The 19,140-nt window shown below is 68.2% G+C and carries 16 protein-coding genes; 12 read left to right on the top strand and 4 right to left on the bottom strand.

Features of this window, described 5'->3' with window-relative positions; all coding sequences use genetic code 11:
* Positions 1 to 2: 2 nt before the first annotated feature.
* The 6 genes from queA to AC5LXX_RS03270 all read left to right on the top strand — a co-directional run bounded on the left by queA (position 3) and on the right by AC5LXX_RS03270 (position 7,878).
* On the top strand, positions 3 to 1,070 hold the full coding sequence (gene queA, locus AC5LXX_RS03295) for a tRNA preQ1(34) S-adenosylmethionine ribosyltransferase-isomerase QueA (protein WP_493410455.1): 1,068 nt from the start codon (positions 3 to 5) through the stop codon (positions 1,068 to 1,070).
* A gap of 196 nt (positions 1,071 to 1,266) precedes the next feature.
* Entirely contained in the window at positions 1,267 to 2,454 is a 1,188-nt protein-coding gene (gene tgt, locus AC5LXX_RS03290; protein ID WP_493410454.1) for a tRNA guanosine(34) transglycosylase Tgt, read from the top strand.
* A 241-nt stretch (positions 2,455 to 2,695) separates the two neighbouring features.
* Positions 2,696 to 3,019 carry a preprotein translocase subunit YajC gene (gene yajC / locus AC5LXX_RS03285; RefSeq protein ID WP_006476868.1) on the top strand — a complete coding sequence of 108 codons (324 nt, stop codon included), beginning with the start codon at positions 2,696 to 2,698 and terminating at the stop codon, positions 3,017 to 3,019.
* Positions 3,020 to 3,125: 106 nt separating this feature from the next.
* Positions 3,126 to 5,147 carry a protein translocase subunit SecD gene (gene secD, locus AC5LXX_RS03280; protein ID WP_493410453.1) on the top strand — a complete coding sequence of 674 codons (2,022 nt, stop codon included), beginning with the start codon at positions 3,126 to 3,128 and terminating at the stop codon, positions 5,145 to 5,147.
* A gap of 18 nt (positions 5,148 to 5,165) precedes the next feature.
* Positions 5,166 to 6,116, top strand: coding sequence for a protein translocase subunit SecF (gene secF, locus AC5LXX_RS03275; protein WP_124449430.1), 951 nt, complete (start codon positions 5,166 to 5,168; stop codon positions 6,114 to 6,116).
* Between the two features lie 217 nt (positions 6,117 to 6,333).
* The gene (locus AC5LXX_RS03270; RefSeq protein ID WP_493410452.1) at positions 6,334 to 7,878 is read left to right on the top strand and encodes a S41 family peptidase; all 1,545 of its coding nucleotides are present in this window, start codon (positions 6,334 to 6,336) and stop codon (positions 7,876 to 7,878) included.
* A gap of 12 nt (positions 7,879 to 7,890) precedes the next feature.
* Here the strand turns inward: AC5LXX_RS03270 and AC5LXX_RS03265 are convergent, their stop codons facing one another.
* The 4 genes from AC5LXX_RS03265 to AC5LXX_RS03250 all read right to left on the bottom strand — a co-directional run bounded on the left by AC5LXX_RS03265 (position 7,891) and on the right by AC5LXX_RS03250 (position 11,144).
* Positions 7,891 to 9,168 (bottom strand): MFS transporter, encoded by a 1,278-nt coding sequence (locus AC5LXX_RS03265; RefSeq protein ID WP_493410451.1) that lies wholly within the window; start codon positions 9,166 to 9,168, stop codon positions 7,891 to 7,893.
* 193 nt (positions 9,169 to 9,361) lie between these two features.
* On the bottom strand, positions 9,362 to 9,943 hold the full coding sequence (locus AC5LXX_RS03260) for a YceI family protein (RefSeq protein WP_006476873.1): 582 nt from the start codon (positions 9,941 to 9,943) through the stop codon (positions 9,362 to 9,364).
* 71 nt (positions 9,944 to 10,014) lie between these two features.
* Positions 10,015 to 10,575 (bottom strand): YceI family protein, encoded by a 561-nt coding sequence (locus tag AC5LXX_RS03255; RefSeq protein ID WP_034187440.1) that lies wholly within the window; start codon positions 10,573 to 10,575, stop codon positions 10,015 to 10,017.
* An 8-nt stretch (positions 10,576 to 10,583) separates the two neighbouring features.
* Positions 10,584 to 11,144: a cytochrome b gene (locus AC5LXX_RS03250; RefSeq protein WP_124449436.1), complete on the bottom strand. Its 561-nt coding sequence runs from the start codon at positions 11,142 to 11,144 to the stop codon at positions 10,584 to 10,586.
* A 257-nt stretch (positions 11,145 to 11,401) separates the two neighbouring features.
* Here AC5LXX_RS03250 and AC5LXX_RS03245 point away from each other — a divergent pair, with 257 nt between their 5' ends.
* The 6 genes from AC5LXX_RS03245 to AC5LXX_RS03220 all read left to right on the top strand — a co-directional run bounded on the left by AC5LXX_RS03245 (position 11,402) and on the right by AC5LXX_RS03220 (position 19,070).
* Positions 11,402 to 12,067 (top strand): paraquat-inducible protein A, encoded by a 666-nt coding sequence (locus AC5LXX_RS03245; protein WP_493410450.1) that lies wholly within the window; start codon positions 11,402 to 11,404, stop codon positions 12,065 to 12,067.
* Complete coding sequence (locus AC5LXX_RS03240) at positions 12,064 to 12,693, top strand: paraquat-inducible protein A (RefSeq protein ID WP_493410449.1); 630 nt, start codon at positions 12,064 to 12,066, stop codon at positions 12,691 to 12,693. Before AC5LXX_RS03245 ends, AC5LXX_RS03240 begins: the two co-directional genes overlap by 4 nt.
* Complete coding sequence (locus AC5LXX_RS03235; protein ID WP_493410448.1) at positions 12,686 to 14,305, top strand: PqiB family protein; 1,620 nt, start codon at positions 12,686 to 12,688, stop codon at positions 14,303 to 14,305. Before AC5LXX_RS03240 ends, AC5LXX_RS03235 begins: the two co-directional genes overlap by 8 nt.
* A complete protein-coding gene (locus tag AC5LXX_RS03230; protein WP_493402349.1) occupies positions 14,302 to 15,027 on the top strand; it encodes a PqiC family protein in 726 nt (241 codons plus the stop codon). The genes AC5LXX_RS03235 and AC5LXX_RS03230 overlap by 4 nt, the downstream gene beginning before the upstream one ends.
* A 462-nt stretch (positions 15,028 to 15,489) precedes the next feature.
* Complete coding sequence (locus tag AC5LXX_RS03225; protein WP_493410447.1) at positions 15,490 to 17,613, top strand: site-specific recombinase; 2,124 nt, start codon at positions 15,490 to 15,492, stop codon at positions 17,611 to 17,613.
* A gap of 155 nt (positions 17,614 to 17,768) precedes the next feature.
* Positions 17,769 to 19,070, top strand: coding sequence for a THUMP domain-containing class I SAM-dependent RNA methyltransferase (locus AC5LXX_RS03220; RefSeq protein ID WP_493410446.1), 1,302 nt, complete (start codon positions 17,769 to 17,771; stop codon positions 19,068 to 19,070).
* Positions 19,071 to 19,140 lie beyond the last annotated feature (70 nt).

The following is a 19,140-nucleotide window of genomic DNA, read 5'->3' as shown; positions in this document are numbered from 1 at the left end:
GCATGTTCACGCTTTCCGATTTCGATTTCAATCTGCCGCCCGAGCTGATCGCACAAACCGCGCTGCCCGATCGCACCGCGAGCCGCCTGCTCGAGGTCGACCGCAGCGTCGAGCCCGCACGCTTCGTCGACCGCCATTTCGCCGAGCTGCCGTCGTGCATCGCGCCCGGCGACCTGCTCGTCTTCAACGATACCAAGGTGCTGAAGGCGCGGTTCTTCGGCCAGAAGGCCAGCGGCGGCAGGATCGAGGTGCTGATCGAGCGCGTGACGGGCACGCACACGGCGCTCGCGCAGATCCGCGCGAGCAAGTCGCCGGGCGCCGGCACGACGCTGCGTCTCGCCGACGCCTTCGACGTGACGGTCGGCGAGCGCGTCGAGCCGTTCTTCACGCTGCACTTCCCCGCGCCGTGCCTCGACCTGATCGAGCAGTTCGGCCGCCTGCCGCTGCCGCCGTATATCGAGCACGATCCCGACGCGACCGACGAGACGCGCTACCAGACCGTCTACGCGAGCAATCCGGGCGCGGTCGCAGCTCCTACGGCCGGCCTGCACTTCGACCGGCCGCTGCTCGACAAGCTCGACGCGATGGGCGTCGAGCGCGCGACGCTGACGCTGCACGTCGGCGCCGGCACGTTCCAGCCGGTGCGCGTCGACAACATCGCCGAGCACAAGATGCACAGCGAGTGGTACGACCTGCCGCAGTCGCTGGTCGACCGGATCGCCGCGACCCGCGCACGCAGCGGCAACGTGATCGCCGTCGGCACGACGTCGATGCGCGCGCTCGAAGCCGCCGCGCGCTCGGCCGACGAAGCGGGCCGCCCGCTCGCGGCGACGCAGGCCGAGACCGACATCTTCATCACGCCCGGCTACCGGTTCCGCGTGGTCGACCGGCTCGTCACGAACTTCCACCTGCCGAAGTCGACGCTGCTGATGCTGGTGTCCGCGTTCGCGGGCGTCGAGACGATCCGTGCCGCATACCGCCACGCGATCGCCGAACGCTACCGCTTCTTCAGCTACGGCGACGCGATGCTGCTCACGCGGCGCGACACGCCAGAGGCGCCGGGCGCTTAGGCGCGGCGGGCGCGAACACGCACCGGCCTGCGATTGCCAGCAGCCGTTGCGCGCCGCGCGGTCGCGTCCAGCGCTGTTGCCCCGTTTTCCGCCGTACGCGCTACGATGCGCGCACCCGCTTTTCCCCGCCGCCGGTTGCCCGGCGGCGTTTCCAACATGCGCCGAACTGTTCTTCGGTGGCAAGGAGAATGACGCGATGACCGAAGGTTCATCCCACGATACGCACGCCCCCGTGCACGACCGCCCGGCGAACGGGCTCGAATTCGAACTGCTGACGACCGACGGCCACGCGCGCCGCGGCCGCGTGAAGCTCAACCACGGCACGGTCGAAACGCCGATCTTCATGCCGGTCGGCACGTACGGCACCGTGAAGGCGATCCAGCCGCGTGAGCTGCACGAGATCAAGGCCCAGATCATCCTCGGCAACACGTTCCACCTGTGGCTGCGCCCGGGCCTCGACACGATCGACGCGCACGGCGGCCTGCACGGCTTCATGGGCTGGAACAAGCCGATCCTGACCGACTCGGGCGGCTTCCAGGTGTTCTCGCTCGGCGACCTGCGCAAGATCACCGAGGACGGCGTCACGTTCGCGTCGCCGATCAACGGCGACAAGCTGTTCCTGTCGCCGGAAGTGTCGATGCAGATCCAGAAGGTGCTGAACTCCGACGTCGTGATGCAGTTCGACGAGTGCACGCCGTACGCGACCAACGGCGTGCCGACCACGCACAAGGAAGCGGCCGACTCGATGCGCATGTCGCTGCGCTGGGCGAAGCGCTCGCTCGACGAATTCGACCGGCTCGGCAACCCGAATGCCCTCTTCGGGATCGTCCAGGGCGGGATGTTCGAGGACCTGCGCGACGAATCGCTCGCGGGCCTCGCCGAACTCGGCTTCCACGGCCTCGCGATCGGCGGGCTGTCGGTCGGCGAGCCGAAGGAAGACATGATGCGCGTGCTGCAGCACGTGGGCCCGAAGCTGCCGGCCAACAAGCCGCACTACCTGATGGGCGTCGGCACGCCGGAGGACCTGGTCGAGGGCGTCGCGAACGGCATCGACATGTTCGACTGCGTGATGCCGACCCGCAACGCGCGCAACGGCTGGCTGTTCACGCGCTTCGGCGACGTGAAGATCCGCAACGCGACGCACAAGAACTCGCTGAAGCCGCTCGACGCGAGCTGCACGTGCTACACGTGCCAGAACTTCTCGCGCGGCTACCTGCATCACCTGCACCGCGTCGGCGAAATCCTCGGCGCGCAGCTCAACACGATCCACAACCTGCACTACTACCTGCAGCTGATGAGCGAGATCCGCGAGGCGATCGAAACGCATACGTTCGACGCATTCCGCCAGCGCTTCGCGGAGGATCGTGCGAGAGGGGTCGACTGACCGGTCGGGCGCGCGATGGCTTGCGCGGCGGTTCGTCGCATAGGACGAGTACTAAATGAAACGCCCCGACGACCCGACACGACCGCCAAATATTACAATTGCCTTTCCATATAAACCGTAACGGTGTCGGTTCGCGCTTTAACAGCTTGATCCGAAAGCGCATTTGCCGATCCGTTTGCGGATGGGGCCGGTGGTAGAATAACCGGCTTATTTTTCGATCTTCCCCTACGGAGAGACCAACGTGCCGTTCATTTCCAATGCCTTCGCGCAAGGTGCCGGTGGCGCCGAATCGAGCCTGATGAGCTTCCTGCCGCTCATCCTGATGTTCGCGGTGCTCTACTTCATCATGATCCGTCCGCAGATGAAGCGCCAGAAGGAACACCGCAACATGCTCGCGGCCATGGCCAAGGGTGACGAAGTCGTCACGAGCGGTGGCCTCGTCGGCAAGGTGACGAAGGTCACCGAAGGCTACATCGGCGTCGAAATCGCCGAAGGCACCGAAATCACCGTGCAGAAGGCTGCCGTCACGACCATTCTGCCGAAGGGCACGATCAAGTCGCTGTAAGGCCTTCACCGAGCGTCCGGCTCCCCGCGCCGTGCCCGCCTGAGAGAGCGGGCCGCCGCGGCGCCGGACGCGACGCTTTCACGCCAACCACCCGTTCGGCCCCCTCATGAATCGTTATCCACTCTGGAAATATGTCGTGATGGTCGTGGCGCTCGCCATCGGCCTTCTGTACACATTGCCCAACTTCTTCGGCGAAGCGCCGGCGGTGCAGGTGTCGAGCGGCAAGGCCACGGTCAAGCTCGACTCGACCACGCTGACCCAGGTCGAAGCGGCGCTCGCGTCCGCGCAGATCACGCCGGACGACGTCACCTTCGAGAACACGGCGACCAACGCGAACATCCGCGTGCGCCTGAAGGACACCGATACGCAGCTGCGCGTCAAGGACCTGCTGCAGAAGTCGCTGAACGCCGACCCGAACGATCCGCAGTACGTCGTCGCACTGAACCTGCAGAGCGCGTCGCCGCGCTGGCTGACGGCCCTGCACGCGCTGCCGATGTATCTCGGCCTCGACTTGCGCGGCGGTGTGCACTTCCTGCTCCAGGTCGACATGACGGGCGCGCTCACGAAGAAGCTCGACTCCGACGCATCCGACGCACGCTCGCTGCTGCGCGACAAGAACATCCGCGACGGCGGCGTGAGCCGCGTCGACCAGTCCGTGGTCGTCAACTTCAGCGATGCGCAGACGGCGGACGACGCCCGCAAGGTGCTCGCCGCGTCGATCACCGAACTGCAATGGGCGACGCAGCCCGGCGGCGGCGGCACGCAAGTCGTCGGCACGTTCACGCCGGCCGTGCAGAAGTCCGTCGAGGACGCCGCACTCAAGCAGAACCTGACGACGCTCCACAACCGCGTGAACGAGCTCGGCGTGTCCGAGCCGATCCTGCAGCAGCAAGGCAGCGACCGCATCGTCGTCGAACTGCCGGGCGTGCAGGACACCGCGAAGGCGAAGGACATCATCGGCCGCACCGCGACGCTCGAGGCGCGCCTTGCCGACCCGATCAACACGCACCCGAACCCGAACGACCCCGTGCCGCCGGGCGAGGAGCTGTTCACGCAGGGCAACCAGGCGCCCGTGCTGCTGAAGAAGGACGTGATCTTCACCGGCGACCGCATCATCGATGCGTCGGCCGGCTTCGACGAACACCAGCGTCCGTCGGTCAACATCCGCCTCGACTCGGCGGGCGGCCGCTCGGTGCGCGCGGTGTCGCGCGAGAACATCGGCAAGCCGATGGCGATGGTGCTGTTCGAGAAGGGCAAGGGCGAAGTGCTGACGGTCGCGACGATCCAGTCCGAACTCGGCGACCGCTTCCAGATCACGGGCCAGCCGACGCCGCAGGCCGCGGCCGACCTCGCGCTGCTGCTGCGCGCCGGTTCGCTCGCCGCTCCCATGGACATCATCGAGGAACGCACGATCGGCCCGAGCCTCGGCGCCGACAACATCAAGATGGGCGTCCACTCGGTGATCTGGGGCTTCTGCGCGATCGCCGTGTTCATGATCGCGTACTACATGCTGTTCGGCGTGGTGTCGGTGATCGGCCTGTCGGTGAACCTGCTGCTGCTCGTCGCCGTGCTGTCGCTGATGCAGGCAACGCTGACGCTGCCCGGTATCGCGGCTATCGCACTCGCGCTCGGCATGGCGATCGACTCGAACGTGCTGATCAACGAGCGCGTGCGTGAAGAACTGCGCGCCGGCCAGCCGCCGCAGCTCGCGATCCAGGCCGGCTACGCGCATGCGTGGGCGACGATTCTCGACTCGAACGTCACGACGCTGATCGCCGGCCTCGCGCTGCTCGCGTTCGGCTCGGGCCCGGTCCGCGCGTTCGCGATCGTGCACTGCCTCGGTATCCTGACGTCGATGTTCTCCGCGGTGTTCTTCTCGCGCGGGATCGTCAACCTCTGGTACGGCGGCCGCAAGAAGCTGAAGTCGCTCGCGATCGGCCAGGTGTGGAAGCCGGAAGGCGCCGCAGCCGCCGCGTCGTTCACCGACGCGGACGAATCGACCGACACCGCGCGCGCCGCGAAGCTCGCCGCCCCGGCGCAGGGCAACGCGCCGCGCACCGGCAAGCCGCAGCTGCGCAACCGCGCGCAGCAACGCGTGTCGCCGAAGAAACCGGGCTCGACCCAATAAGGCCCCGGAGACGAGACCATGGAATTTTTCCGCATCCGTAAAGACATTCCGTTCATGCGGCACGCGCTGGTGTTCAACGTGATCTCGCTGGTCACGTTCCTCGCCGCCGTGTTCTTCCTGTTCCACCGCGGGCTGCACCTGTCCGTCGAATTCACCGGCGGTACGGTGATCGAGGTGCAGTACCAGCAGGCCGCGGAGCTCGAACCCGTGCGGGCGACGCTCGGCAAGCTCGGCTATGCCGACGCGCAGGTGCAGAATTTCGGCACGTCGCGCAACGTGCTGATCCGCCTGCAGCTGAAGGAAGGCCTCACGTCCGCGCAGCAGAGCGACCAGGTGATGGGCGCGCTGAAGGCGCAGAGCCCGGACGTCACGCTGCAGCGCGTCGAGTTCGTCGGCCCGCAGGTCGGCCGGGAGCTCGCGACCGATGGCCTGCTCGCACTCGCGTGCGTCGTGATCGGCATCGTGATCTACCTGTCGTTCCGCTTCGAATGGAAGTACGCGGTGGCGGGCATCATCGCCAACCTGCACGACGTCGTGATCATTCTCGGCTTCTTCGCGTTCTTCCAGTGGGAGTTCTCGCTGGCGGTGCTCGCGGCTATCCTCGCGGTGCTCGGCTACTCGGTCAACGAGTCGGTCGTCATCTTCGACCGGATCCGCGAAACGTTCCGCCGCGAACGCAAGATGAGCGTGCAGGAAGTGATCAACCACGCGATCACGACCACGATGTCGCGTACGATCATCACGCACACGTCGACGGAAATGATGGTGCTGTCGATGTTCTTCTTCGGCGGCCCGACGCTGCACTACTTCGCGCTCGCGCTGACGGTCGGCATCATGTTCGGCATCTACTCGTCGGTGTTCGTCGCGGGCTCGCTCGCGATGTGGCTCGGCATCAAGCGCGAAGACCTGATCAAGGACAAGAAGGCCGCGCACGACCCGGACGATCCGAACGCAGGCGCGCAGGTTTAAGCGCCCCGCTGCTTCGGCATCAAAGCAAGGCCGGCCCGTTTGGGCCGGCTTTTTTATGCACGCGTCGCCGCGATGCGGCCCGCGGCCGGCCCGACCTGCACCGTCGCGGGCGTCGGCTACAATCGTCACCGCCCTGCCCCGCTCCATGCCGGCCGCGCGCCGGCCGGGCAGGCACCGTCGCCACCCGTCCGAACGTGCAGTCCCGATGATGCCTCCCATGCATGTCGTTCGTCGCCTTGCCGTCTGCGCAGCCGCCGCGGCCGCGTTCCCGTATGCGTCGCTCGCCGGTGCGCAACCGGCGTCTGCACCAGCCGCCGCTTCGCTGCCCGTCACTTCGCCATCCGCCGCTTCGGTACCCGCCGCCCAACCGCCCTCGCCCTGCCCGCCCGACTGGGAACCGCAGCTCTGTGAACTGAAGGCGGCCGTCGAAGTACTGAAGAAACAGCACCTGACCGACGTCGACATCGGCGCGCTGCTCGACGCCGCGACCCACGACGGCATCAAGACGTTGCCGTACGCGCGTTTCTTCAACGCGAAGGAGGAGCAGGAACGGCGCGACGACGAGCGGCGGGTGCGCGACGGTACGCCGGGCATCGGGATCGTGTTCGAGACGCGGCCCGACGGATTGCACATCATCGACGTGATTCCCGACGCACCGGCCGAGAAGGCCGGCGTGCGGTCGGACGATCTCGTCGTCGCGATGAACGACAGGAGCGTCGTCGGCATCGACAGCGGCGAGCTCCTGAAACTGGCTAAGGGCGACGCGGGCGTTCCGCTGAAGCTCACGGTGCAGCGTGGCCCGCAGCATGCGGTGCTGACCTTCGCGCCGGTGCGCGCGATCGTCAAGCCGCATCCGGCGATCGCGAAGCGGCTCGACGGCGACCTCCTGTACACGCGGCTGTCGAGCTTTCCGGAGCCGGCGGTCGGCGACTATGTCGACGCCGTGCAGGCCGCACGACGCGCGGGCCCGCCGGTGAAAGGGCTGATCCTCGACCTGCGCATCAACGGTGGCGGTGCGCTCAATGCGGCAATCGGCATCACCGCGCTGTTCGCGGGACGCGACCGCACCGCGATGGTGACGGTCGAGCGCGGCGACACGCACCGCCGCCGCTACACGACCAACTGGCCCGACTACGAACTGCCCGTCATGCACGGGCAGGATCCGCTCGCGCCGCTGCAGGCCGACGACTGGTGGCGCACCGTGCCGCTCGTCGTGCTCGTCGACGGACAGAGCGCGTCGGCCGCCGAGGCGACCGCGGCCGCGCTGAAGGATCTCGGCCGCGCGAAACTGCTCGGCATGCCGACCTACGGGAAGGGGCTCGCACAGACGGGCGTCGACCTGATCGACGGCACGCGCCTGAATTTCACGTACGCGCGCAACCTGCGGCCGAACGGTTGCCCGATGGACGGCTACGGTGTCGTGCCGGACTGGCTCGTGCCGCCGCGCCGCGACTCGGACGTCGACGGCGTGCTGCTGTGGTACCGCGAAGCCGATCTCGCGCGGGCGTCGTATGCTGACCGGCTGGCGCCCGACCCGTTCGCGCAGGTGCGCAAGGCGCGGCAGAAGCTGCGCGACGCGCGCGTGCGCGCGAAGGTCGATACGGCGAGGAGCACGGCACTGCCGCAGCGCGCGTTCGGCACGGCCGCCGACTGGCAGCTTCAGCAGGCGCTCGCCGCGCTCGCGGGGCGCCCGGTGCGGACCATCGACGCGCCGGCGCAGCTGATGCCGGCGCAACCGGTGTGCGAGCGCACCGACCGCTGACGCGCCGCCTGTCTATCGGAAACCGAAGCGCTTGCGCAGCACGACCAGCGCCGCGAGGCTCAGCACGGCCGCGAACATCAGGTAGAAGCTCGGCGCGGTCTTCATCCCGGTCGCGCGGATCAGCCACGCGATGATGAACGGCCCGAAGCCGCCGAAGATCGTCACCGCGACGTTATACGCGAGCGACATCCCGGTCGTGCGTGTCTGCACCGGGAAAACCTCGGACAACAGGCCCGGCAGCGCCGCGAAGTAACCCGTCATCAGGAAGGCGAGCAACACCTGCAGCGCGATCAGCGTGCCGAAGCCCGGATGCGCGACGAGGTACGCGAACGCCGGGTAGATCAGCACGAGGATGCCGATGGCCGGCGCGATCATCACGCGCACGCGGCCGTATTGATCCGACCAGTGGCCGACGAGCGGCGCGAACGCCATCTGGATCACGCCGACGACGAGGATCGCCGCGAACGCGGCCGACGGCGCGAGGCCGAGCTGCTTCACGCCGTAGGTCGGCATGAACAGCACGAGATAGGTGGCGACGGTGCCGAGTACAACCACGCCCATCGCGGCAACCAGGCGCGCCTTGTGCGACGCGAACGTGTCGCGCAGCGGATTCGCGGTGCCTTCGGCCGCGAGGAATTCGGGCGTCTCGTCGACCTTCGTGCGGATGTAGTACGCGACGGGCCCGAGCAGCAGCCCGAAGAAGAACGGCACGCGCCAGCCCCACGATGCCATCTGCGCGGCCGAGAGCTGCGCGTTCAGCACGGTGCCGAAGCCGGCGGCGAGCAGCGTCGTGAGCCCCTGGCTCGCGACCTGCCAGCTCGCGAAGAAACCGCGCCGGCCCGGCACGTGCTCAGCGAGGAACGCGGTCGCGCTGCCGAACTCGCCGCCGGCCGAGAAGCCCTGCATCAGCCGCGCGGCGACGAGGATCACCGGCGCGGCGACGCCGATCGTCTCGTAGGTCGGCAGCACCGCGATGATCAGCGTGCCGGCCATCATCAGCAGGATCGACAGCGTGAGCGCGGCCTTGCGGCCCGCGCGGTCGGCATACGCGCCGAGCACGATCGCGCCGAGCGGCCGCATGAAGAACGACACGCCGAACGTGCCGAGCGTGAGCAGCAGCGACACGGTGTCGTTGCCGGCCGGGAAGAACAGCTTCGCGATCGTGACCGCGAAGAAGCCGTAGACGACGAGATCGAACCACTCGAGCGCATTGCCGATCGACGCGGCGACCACCGCGCGCCAGACGCGCGGCGACGAGGCAATGGAACGGGACTGCGTGGCGGCATGCATCGGCGATCTCCATGTCGTTGTACGTTCTGTTCGAGGCGGCCATGCTCGCGCCGTCGGCCCGCCCGGCGCCGCATGGCCGCATGCTGCGCTCGGGCGATTATAGGCGCGCAAAAAAAACCGCCGCGCCCCCGGTAACGGGAGCGCGGCGGTTTGCCCGCGCGGCCGGCACGATGGCCGGCCTCGTCGGAATGACTTACTGCTGCTTGACCGCTTCGGCCGTGATCAGCAGCTTCGTCTTCATCTTGAAGCCGTACTGCTTGCCGTAGTCGAGACCGAAGTCGTCGCGGCTGAATTCGCCGACCGCGTCGACGCCGCACACTTCACGCTTGAGCATCGGGTGCGGCATGCACTTGAACGAATCGATCTTCAGCGTGAGCGGCTTCGTGACGCCGTGCAGCGTCAGGTTGCCGACCACCGACACCGGCTTGTCGCCGTCGAACTTGATCGTGCCCTTGTAGTTCGCCTGCGGGAACTTGGCCGCATCGAAGAACTCGGCCGTCTGCAGGTGCTCGTCGAGCTTCGCGCTGCCCGTGTGGATCGACGCGATGTCGGTCGTCACGTCGACCGTGCCGGTCTTCGCCGCGCGGTCGAGCGTCACGGTGCCGCTCGACTTGTCGAACTTGCCGCGCCAGACCGACAAGCCGCCGAAGTGATCGGCCTCGAAGCTCGGGTACGTGTGGCTCGGGTCGAACTGGTAGGTCGCGCTTTCGGCGAAGGCCGAGAACGACAGCGAAGCGGCCAGCGCGCCGGCGGCGATGATCAGATGCTTTTTCAAACTTTTTCTCCTGGAAACGGCGCCGCGCCCTCGCGCGGCATTCAGTTGAAGTCGAGGCGGCAACCCGCCGCTTACTTCGTGGCAACGAGATGGAACTTGATCTGCACTTCGTCGGCGACGATCGACGTGTCCTTCCATTCGCCGGTGCCGACGTTGAAGGCCGAACGCTTGATCGGCAGCACGCCGTCGAACGTCTGCGTCGCGCCGCTTTGCGCGACCGTGACGGGCACCGTGACGGTCTCGGACTTGCCCTTGATCGTCAGCTTGCCGGTCACGTTGTACTTGTTGCCGCCGGCCGGCGCGATCGCCGACGACACGAACGTCGCCTGCGGATACGCCTTGGCGTCGAACCAGTCCTTGCCGGCGACCTGGTCGTTGTACATCTTGTCGCCGAGGTCGAAGCTCGCGATGTCGATGGTCATTTGCGCGCTGCCCTGCGCGGCCTTCGCCGGGTCGAACTTCACCTGCGCGGAAAACTTCTTGAACGCGCCTTCGGTCGGCACGTTCATCTGCTTCGACACGGCAGACACCTTGCTCTTCGCGAGATCGACATCGGCGTGCGCCGCGCCCGACGCGACAAGTGCCGCCGCGGCGAACGCGGTCAGCATGGAGCGGGAGAAAGACACTTTCATGGGATCCTTCATTTGGCAGAGGGAAGCATCCGCGACAGCAGGCCGTCGCGGTCCAACAACTGGTGCTTGAGCGCCGCGAGCACGTGCATCGCGACGAGTGCAAGCAGAATGTAATTCAAGGACACGTGGAGTGTCTTGAAGGTTTCCTTGAGCGCCGGATCGGGGTCGATCAGCCGCGGCAACGGCACGATGCCCAGGTAGACGACCGGGATGTTCGACGCCGAGCTGTACAGGTAGCCCGTCACGGGGATCGCGATCATCAGCACGTACAGCAGCATGTGCACGCCGTGCGATACCGCGCGCTGCCAGGCCGGCGTATCGGCCGGCAGCGGCGGCGGCACGTGCGTCGCGCGCCACAGCACCCGGACGACGGCCAGCGCGAACACCGTTACGCCGATCCACTTGTGCCACGAGAAGTACTTCAGCTTCGTCGGCGTGAAGCCGGGGATGTCGGTCATCACCCAGCCGAGCGCGAAGCCGCAGATGATCAGCAGCGCGATCAGCCAGTGCAGCGCGATCGCGGTATGCGCGTAGCGTGCCGGCGCGGCCGGCGGCGATTTCGATGCCATCTTGGATTCCTCAGTTCAGCGAACAGCTGCGCCGGGCATTCGTCCGACGCTTGTCAAGGGCGCCATGCTACCGCAACCTTTTGACGCGCGCGGACTCCGAGAACAGGCGCGTCAGCCGGCTGACGGCTTCCCGTCATGTTACCGACCGGTCACAAAACTCACGATCCTTGACGCATCGAAAAAGGCCTTTTGGTAAGATTGGCGCGGGTTCCGGCCCCGTCGACGCGTCCCCCGCCCGTCGCACAACTGCTTTTCCCATGCAACGACACGACCTGATTGCCTGCCACGAATGCGACGCACTGTTGCATAAACCGCACCTCGCGCGCCGCGAAATCGCGCGCTGCCCGCGGTGCGACGCGCTGCTGTATCGCGACAGCACCACGCAGATCGAGCGAATCAGTGCGCTTGCGGTCGCGGCGCTCGTCACGTTCGTCATCGCGCAGGCGTTCCCGATCCTCGAAATGGACCTGAACGGCACCCGCGTGCAGACGACGCTGATCGGCGCGATCGACGCGCTGTGGCATCAGGACATGGCGATCGTCGGCGTGATGGTGTTCTGTTCGACCGTGCTGTTCCCGCTCGTCGAGATGGCCGCGCTGCTTTACGTGCTGCTGCCGATCCGGCGTGGCGTCGTGCCGCCGGGCCTCAACTTCGTGCTGCGCACGATCCAGCTCGTGCGGCCGTGGGGGATGATCGAGGTGTTCATGCTCGGGATCCTCGTGACGATCGTGAAGATGGTGAGCCTCGCGCGCGTCGTGCCCGACGCGGCGCTGTTCGCGTTCGGCGCACTCACGCTGATGACCGCCGTCGTGCTGATGTTCGATCCGCGCACGCTGTGGGACATGGCCGACGACCTGCGCGCCGGGCGCTCGCCCGCGCGGCCCGACGACACCGCACCACTGCCGGAAGCCCCCCGCCGATGACGATGCCGACCGCCGCCCGCGAGGGCTATGCCAGCTGTCACGCATGCGGGCTCGTGCAGACGATCGACCATCCGCACGCGCATTGCGTGCGCTGCGGCAGCACGCTTCACTTCCGCAAGCCGAACAGCATCATGCGTACGTGGGCACTGCTGATCGCGGCCGCGATCCTCTATATTCCGGCGAACCTGCTGCCGATCATGCGCACGTCGTCGATCGTCGGCTCGCAGGAAGACACGATCATGAGCGGCGTCATCTATTTCTGGACGTCCGGCGACTGGCCGCTCGCGGTCGTCGTGTTCGTCGCGAGCATCCTCGTGCCGATGCTCAAGCTCGGCGTGCTGACGATCCTCGTCAGCAGCGCGCAGCGCCGCGCCGCATGGCGGCCGCTGCAGCGCACGCGCCTGTTCCGGATCGTCGAGCGCATCGGCCGCTGGTCGATGCTCGACATCTTCGTCGTGACGCTCACCGTCGCGCTCGTCCATTTCCGTTCGCTCGCCGTCATCACGGCCGGCCCCGGCGCACTCGCGTTCGGTTCGGTCGTGATCCTGACGATGCTCGCGTCGATGCAGTTCGATCCCCGCCTGATCTGGGATCCAGTCGAAACCTCAGGGAATCACCATGAATAGTCCACAAGGCCCGCAGCACGACGCGCCCCGACCGCCCGATCCGGCGATCTCGACGAAAAGCGGCTGGCTGCCGTCGCTCGTCTGGCTCGTGCCGCTGATCGCCGCGCTGATCGGCATCGGCCTCGTGATCAAGTCCGTGCGCGAGCGCGGCCCGGAAATCTCGATCAGCTTCCACAGCGCGGAAGGCCTCGAGCCGGGCAAGACGCAAGTCAAGTACAAGGACGTCGAGATCGGCATGGTCAAGACGATCAAGCTGTCGAAGGACCTGTCACGCGTGCTCGTCCAGGTGCAGCTCAAGAAGGAGGCCGAGGACTTCGCGGTCAAGGGCTCGCGCTTCTGGATCGTGCGGCCGCGCATCGGCGCGACCGGCGTGTCGGGGCTCGGCACGCTGCTGTCGGGCGCATACATCGGCGTCGACGCCGGCCACGGTCAGGACTCGCTGACCGACTTCACGGGCCTCGAGACGCCGCCGGCCGTCACAGGCGACCAGAAAGGCACGCAATACGTGCTGCGCGGCGATTCGCTCGGCTCGGTCGACATCGGCTCGCCGGTCTACTACCGCCGCGTGCAGGTCGGCCAGGTGGTCGGCTTCTCGCTCGACAAGGACGGCACGGGCGTCACGTTCAACGTGTTCGTCAATGCGCCGTACGACCAGTACGTCGGCATGAACACGCGCTGGTGGCAGGCGAGCGGCGTCGACCTGCGGCTCGATTCGAGCGGCCTGAAGCTGAACACGCAGTCGCTCGCGACGGTGATCCTCGGCGGCATCGCATTCCAGACGCCGCCGAACCAGGGCAGTGGCACGACCGCGCCGAACAACACGACGTTCCGCCTCGGCTCCGACGAGGGCGACGCGATGCGCGACCCGGACGGCCAGCCGCTGCAGGTCGTGATGAACTTCAACCAGTCGCTGCGCGGGCTCGCCGTCGGCGCACCAGTCGACTTCCGCGGCATCGTGCTCGGCGAAGTGACGAACATCGGCATCGACTTCGATCCGAAGACGAAGAACTTCCTGATGCCGGTGACGATGAACGTCTACCCGGAACGCCTCGGCCGCCGCTTCCGCGAGACGATCGAGAGCAAGGGCGAACCGGCGCGGCGCGAAATCGTCGAGCGGCTCGTCCAGCACGGGCTGCGCGGCCAGCTGCGCACCGGCAACCTGCTGACGAGCCAGTTGTACGTCGCGCTCGACTTCTTCCCGAAGGCACCGGTCGTGAAGATCGACACGGCGCGCCAGCCGCTCGAGCTGCCGACCGTGCCGAACACGCTCGACGAGCTGCAGCTGCAGGTCGCCGACATCGCGAAGAAGCTCGACAAGGTGCCGTTCGACCAGATCGGCGCGAACCTGAACAGCGCGCTGTCGAACGCCGACAAGCTGTTCAAGCAGCTCGACACGCAGGTCGCGCCGGAAGCGCGCGACACGCTGTCGGCCGCGAAGCAGACCTTCTCGACCGCCGAGGCGACGCTGCAGCAGGATTCTCCGCTGCAGTCCGACGTGCGCGGCGCGCTGAAGGAACTGACGCGCACGCTGCAGTCGCTGAACGCGCTCGCCGACTATCTGGAGCGCCACCCCGAATCGCTGCTCAAGGGCAAGCCAGGAGATCAACAATGACGACACGCGTGAACGGTTTCGCGAGCGGCGCGGCGGCGGCCTTCGCCGCACTCGCGCTCGCCGCGTGCAGCTCGCCGCCCGCGCGGTTCTACACGCTCAGCCCGGCCGACGCCGCGGCGCCCGTGCGCACCGCGCCGGCCAACCCGGCGTTCCTGATCGAGGTGCCGTCGGTCGGCGTACCCGAGCAGGTCGCGAAGAACCAGCTGGTCGTGCAGAAGAACGCCGCGCAGGTCGACGTGCTCGAGCAGGAACGCTGGGCGGCGCCGCCCGCCGACGAGATCCGCCGCGCGCTGTCGGACGATCTCGCCGCGCAGCTCGGCACGATCGACGTCGCGAATTCCGCGTACCCGCCCGGCGTGCCGGTGTATCGGATCAGCGTGAACGTGCAGCGCTTCGAATCGTGGCCGGGCAAGCGCGCGGCGGTCGATGCCGTGTGGAGCGTGCGCTCGCTCGCCACGCAGGCCGTGATGACCTGCCGCACGAGCGTCGCGGAACCGGTCGCCGACGGCTACGACGCGCTCGTCGCCGGCCACCGGCGCGCGCTCGACGTGATCGCGACGCAGGCCGCGGCCGGCGTGCGCGCGATGGCGGCGCGCCGTGGCGCGGCAGCCGCGACGACGCCCGCGTCCGGCAGCAAGGCGGCCGCTGCGCCGGTCGTGCCGTGCCCGGCCAACCCGACGTCGGGCGGCGACGCCGGCGCGACGGGCAAGTCCGGCGCGTAAGCGGGCAGCGCGCAGGCGAGCGTTCGCAGCAGCGCGCTCCTGCGCGGCGCATCCGGTTGCGATCGCCGGCCGTTACCGGCGAAATCGCGCCGCCACGACCGGTCCCGCGCATCGCCGTCATCGGCCGAACGGCGAGTTTGCATTGTTTGTCAAAGTCGGCCGGAACCGGCGCCAGTCGACGCGGTCGGCTTGCGTTTTCCGGCCCGATTGACGATCCTACGCACTTTCCGGCCCGCGCCGTTCGTCGTGCGCGCAGCCAGCGGCACCGGGCCGCGTTCGGCCCGGCCGCCGTGCCTCCCGGCGCCCGCACGCGATCGGCGTGCAGCGCAGCGGGGCAGCCGCATCGCGGGTCGCCGCGCATCGCCCGGCTACCGGCCCCGTCTCACCCGTTCTCCCGGCGCCGTGCCGCTTCCCCGGCCGGCATCCCGAACCCGCCCGTCCAGGGCTTTCGCTATTCCGTTTATGTTTCGTTCCCTGACGACCCTGATCAAGAAGTGGCGCGCGTCGCGCAATGCCGGTCACCAGCTCGATGCGCTGCTCGCGCACGCCGACGCCGACGCGTCGTACGCCGAGCGCAGCGAATGGCTGATCGAGCTCGCGCACTGGCTGCGCCGCAACGGCACGATGCAGGCCGCGCAGGACACCCCGGCGGAGCGCGACGCCGACATGCGCGCGTATCCGGCCCATGCGCGGCTGCGCTACCTGTTCCACGTGCTCGACCGCAACCCCGCCTGGAAAGCGCACGCCGCGCGCATCCTGCGCGGCATCCTGCGCGAGTGCGACGGCATCTCGCTGCTGTGCGACGCCGGCATGCCCGTGCACTCGGGCTTCTTCGGCGCGCTGTTCGAGCGGATCGATTCGTCGCTGATCCCGCCCGCGCCGAACCGCCGCGAGCTGTCGGCGCTGTTCACGCTGATGTTCCCGACGCCGGAAGACGCGAAGTGGATCGACGCGCTGCCCGACGACCTGCTCGCACGCCTCGCCGAGCTGATCTCGTTCGACGTCACCGAGGAAGAGCGCCACGAGCCCGGCTCGTTCTCGCGCGATCTGCTGGCCGCACTGCACAACCTGACCTGCCAGGTCAGCTCGACCGGCCTGTCGCAGACGGTGCGCAGCCGGCTGTCCGACGACGACGCGCGCAGGCCGCTCGAATCGCAGCCGTTCTACCGCCTCACGCGCGCGATGCTCGCGGTCGAGACCGCGCACGCGGCCGTCGAGGACGGCGGCGACCCGAGCAAGCTGCTGCACGAGGTGAATTACCTGCGCGTGCTGCTCGACGAATGCCGGATCGCCGTCGACGACGTGTTCTCGCACCTGTACCGCAACGGCGTGTCGGTCGACATCGTGTTCCAGGTCGAGCGGATGCGCATGCGCATCCTGCGTGCGGAAACGCTGCTGAACGCGTGGATGGCGCGCGACGACCTGCACGGGATGGCACGTCTGACGGCCGAGCTCGTCGATGCGAACCAGAACAGCCAGAGCGTCACGCACCTCGTGCGCAGCAACTTTTCGCTGTTCGCGCGCAAGCTCGTCGAGACCAACGCGGACACCGGCGAGCACTACATCTCGCGCGGCCGCGCCGAGTACCTGAAGATGCTGCGGATGGCCGCGGGCGGCGGCCTCGTCACCGTCGTGACCGTCTGCGTGAAATTCGCGATCACGGGCGCGCACCTGCAATCGATGCTCGAAGGGCTGCTCGCGGGCGTCAACTACGCGGCCAGCTTCATGCTGATGCACTTCCTGCACTTCACGCTCGCGACCAAGCAGCCCGCGATGACCGCGCCGACGCTCGCGCGCGAACTCGACGACACCGGCCACGAGGAAGGCGTGAAGGCGTTCGTGTCGTCGGTGATCGCGCTGATCCGCACGCAGGCGGCCGCGATTTCCGGCAACGTGCTCGTCGTGCTGCCCGTGTGCCTGCTCGTGCAGCTGTTCGCGGGCAACGTGCTGCACACGAACCTGATCTCGCCGGAGAAGGCGCATGCGACGCTGCACTCGTTCTCGCTGCTCGGCCCGACGCCGTTCTACGCGGCGCTGACGGGCGTGCTGCTGTGGGCGTCGAGCCTGCTCGCGGGCTGGGCCGACAACTGGTTCGTGCTGCACCGCGTGGGCGACGCGCTCACGTACAACCGCCGCCTGCGCATCACGCTCGGCGCGGCCGGCGCCGCGAAGCTCGCGCACTTCTGCCGGTCGAACGTCGCCGGCGTGGTCGCGAACGTCGGCCTCGGCCTGATGCTCGGCCTGATCCCGGCGATCGTCAGCGTGTTCATGTTCCCGTTCGAGGTGCGTCACGTGACGCTGTCGGCCGGCTCGATCGGGGTCGCGCTCGGCGTGCTCGGCAAGGGGGCGCTGAGTACGCCCGAACTGTGGTGGGCCGCCGCCGGCGTGCTCAGCATGGCGATCCTCAACGTGCTCGTGAGCTTCGCGCTCGCCTTCACGATGGCCGTGCGCTCGCGCAGCCTGCGCCCGACCAAGGTGCGCGCGCTCGTCGCCGCGATCGTCCGCACGGTGCTGTCGAATCCGCTCGCGCTGTTCTGGCCGGCCGGCGGCCAGCCCGCGCGCGCCGGCCAGTCCGGCTCGCACTGAGCCCGCGGCGGCGTGGCGGTGCCCGGCCGGGCGCCGCCGCATCGCCGCCCGGCGCGCGAAATCGGCCGCGGCGCCGGCGTCGCTGTGCCGAAACGCCGGCCCCGGCCGGCCGCGCCGCGTACAATAGTGGACTTTTGCACGTCCTTACCCGCCTTATGTCCTCGCCCACCCTGTACGAATTCTTCGCCCCCTGCCCGCGCGGCCTCGAAGCGGCGCTTGCCGCCGAGCTGGCCGAAATCGCCGGCCGCCACCTGAACGGCGCGCCGTTCACCGCGGGCGCGCAGGTGCCGGGCGGCGTCCATTTCAGCGGCGGCTGGGCCGCCGGCATGGCCGCGAACCTCCATTCGCGGATCGCGAGCCGGATCCTGCTCAAGATCGCGCACGGCGCGTACCGCAACGAACAGGACGTCTACGCGCTCGCGCTCGAGCAGCCGTGGGAACGCTGGTTCGCGTCGACGCAGACGCTGCGCATCGACATCACCGCGATCAAGTCGCCGCTGAAAAGCCTGGAATTCACGACGCTGCGCGTGAAAGATGCGATCTGCGACCGGATGCGCGAGAAAACCGGCTCGCGCCCGAGCATCGACACCGGTGCGCCGGACGTGCGCGTTTTTGCGTTCCTGACCGTCAACGAGTGCACGCTGTACCTCGATACGTCGGGCGAGCCGCTGTTCAAGCGCGGCTGGCGCCTCGACAAGGGTGCGGCACCGCTGCGCGAGAACCTCGCGGCCGGCATCCTGCGCCTGACCGGCTGGACGCCCGGCACCGCGCTGTACGACCCGATGTGCGGCAGCGGCACGTTCCTCGCGGAAGCCGCGCAAATCGCGCTCGGCGTGGCGCCCGGCGTCGAACGCCGGTTCGGCTTCGAGAAGCTCAAGCAGTACGACATCACCGCGTGGCAGGGCCTGAAGGTTCCGGCACTGGACGCGAAGCGCGCGGCGCGCGGCAAGCGCAACGACGCGCTCGGCGTGTACGGCAGCGACATCTCCGGCGACATGCTCGAGAAGGCGCGCGCGAACCTCGAGCGCGCGGGCGTGCCGTCGGTATGGCTCAAGCAGGTCGACGCGCGCGGGATGACGCCGCCGTGCGACACGCCAGGCATCATCCTCGCGAACCCGCCGTACGGCGAGCGGATTGAAGTCCGCGGCCGCAGCGCACGCGGCGAGGTGCGCGAAACCGGCCGCAACCGCGGCAACGACGACGCGTTCCGCCGCACGCACACCGACGCGCCGGACAGCGAGTTCTTCAACGTGCTCGGCGATGCGCTCAAGCAGCGCTTCACGGGCTGGCAGGCGTTCCTGCTGACGTCCGACCGTTCGCTGCCGGGCCAGCTGCGGCTGCGCGAATCGGCGAAGACGCCGCTGTTCAACGGCGCGCTCGAATGCCGGCTGTTCCGCTTCGACCTGATCGCCGGCAGCGTGAAGGCGCGCCCGGCCGCACCGGAAGGCGACGCGTAAGCCGTCCGCACGCGTCCACACGCCACGACGTCCCGGGGGCCGCTATTGCGGCCCCTGTGCTTTTGCGCAG

The organism is Burkholderia torrens (assembly GCF_984668525.1).
Note: the sequence above shows the minus strand (reverse complement) of the source record. Positions and strands in the feature narration are given on the sequence as shown.

What these genes read in the sequence shown, in the direction of transcription:
- queA (WP_493410455.1), top strand. Translation starts at nt 3, where the DNA reads ATGTTCACGCTTTCCGATTTCGATTTCAATCTGCCGCCCGAGCTGATC.
- tgt (WP_493410454.1), top strand. Translation starts at nt 1,267, where the DNA reads ATGACCGAAGGTTCATCCCACGATACGCACGCCCCCGTGCACGACCGC.
- secD (WP_493410453.1), top strand. Translation starts at nt 3,126, where the DNA reads ATGAATCGTTATCCACTCTGGAAATATGTCGTGATGGTCGTGGCGCTC.
- secF (WP_124449430.1), top strand. Translation starts at nt 5,166, where the DNA reads ATGGAATTTTTCCGCATCCGTAAAGACATTCCGTTCATGCGGCACGCG.
- AC5LXX_RS03270 (WP_493410452.1), top strand. Translation starts at nt 6,334, where the DNA reads ATGCATGTCGTTCGTCGCCTTGCCGTCTGCGCAGCCGCCGCGGCCGCG.
- AC5LXX_RS03265 (WP_493410451.1), bottom strand. Translation starts at nt 9,168, where the DNA reads ATGCATGCCGCCACGCAGTCCCGTTCCATTGCCTCGTCGCCGCGCGTC.
- AC5LXX_RS03255 (WP_034187440.1), bottom strand. Translation starts at nt 10,575, where the DNA reads ATGAAAGTGTCTTTCTCCCGCTCCATGCTGACCGCGTTCGCCGCGGCG.
- AC5LXX_RS03250 (WP_124449436.1), bottom strand. Translation starts at nt 11,144, where the DNA reads ATGGCATCGAAATCGCCGCCGGCCGCGCCGGCACGCTACGCGCATACC.
- AC5LXX_RS03245 (WP_493410450.1), top strand. Translation starts at nt 11,402, where the DNA reads ATGCAACGACACGACCTGATTGCCTGCCACGAATGCGACGCACTGTTG.
- AC5LXX_RS03240 (WP_493410449.1), top strand. Translation starts at nt 12,064, where the DNA reads ATGACGATGCCGACCGCCGCCCGCGAGGGCTATGCCAGCTGTCACGCA.
- AC5LXX_RS03235 (WP_493410448.1), top strand. Translation starts at nt 12,686, where the DNA reads ATGAATAGTCCACAAGGCCCGCAGCACGACGCGCCCCGACCGCCCGAT.
- AC5LXX_RS03230 (WP_493402349.1), top strand. Translation starts at nt 14,302, where the DNA reads ATGACGACACGCGTGAACGGTTTCGCGAGCGGCGCGGCGGCGGCCTTC.
- AC5LXX_RS03225 (WP_493410447.1), top strand. Translation starts at nt 15,490, where the DNA reads ATGTTTCGTTCCCTGACGACCCTGATCAAGAAGTGGCGCGCGTCGCGC.
- AC5LXX_RS03220 (WP_493410446.1), top strand. Translation starts at nt 17,769, where the DNA reads ATGTCCTCGCCCACCCTGTACGAATTCTTCGCCCCCTGCCCGCGCGGC.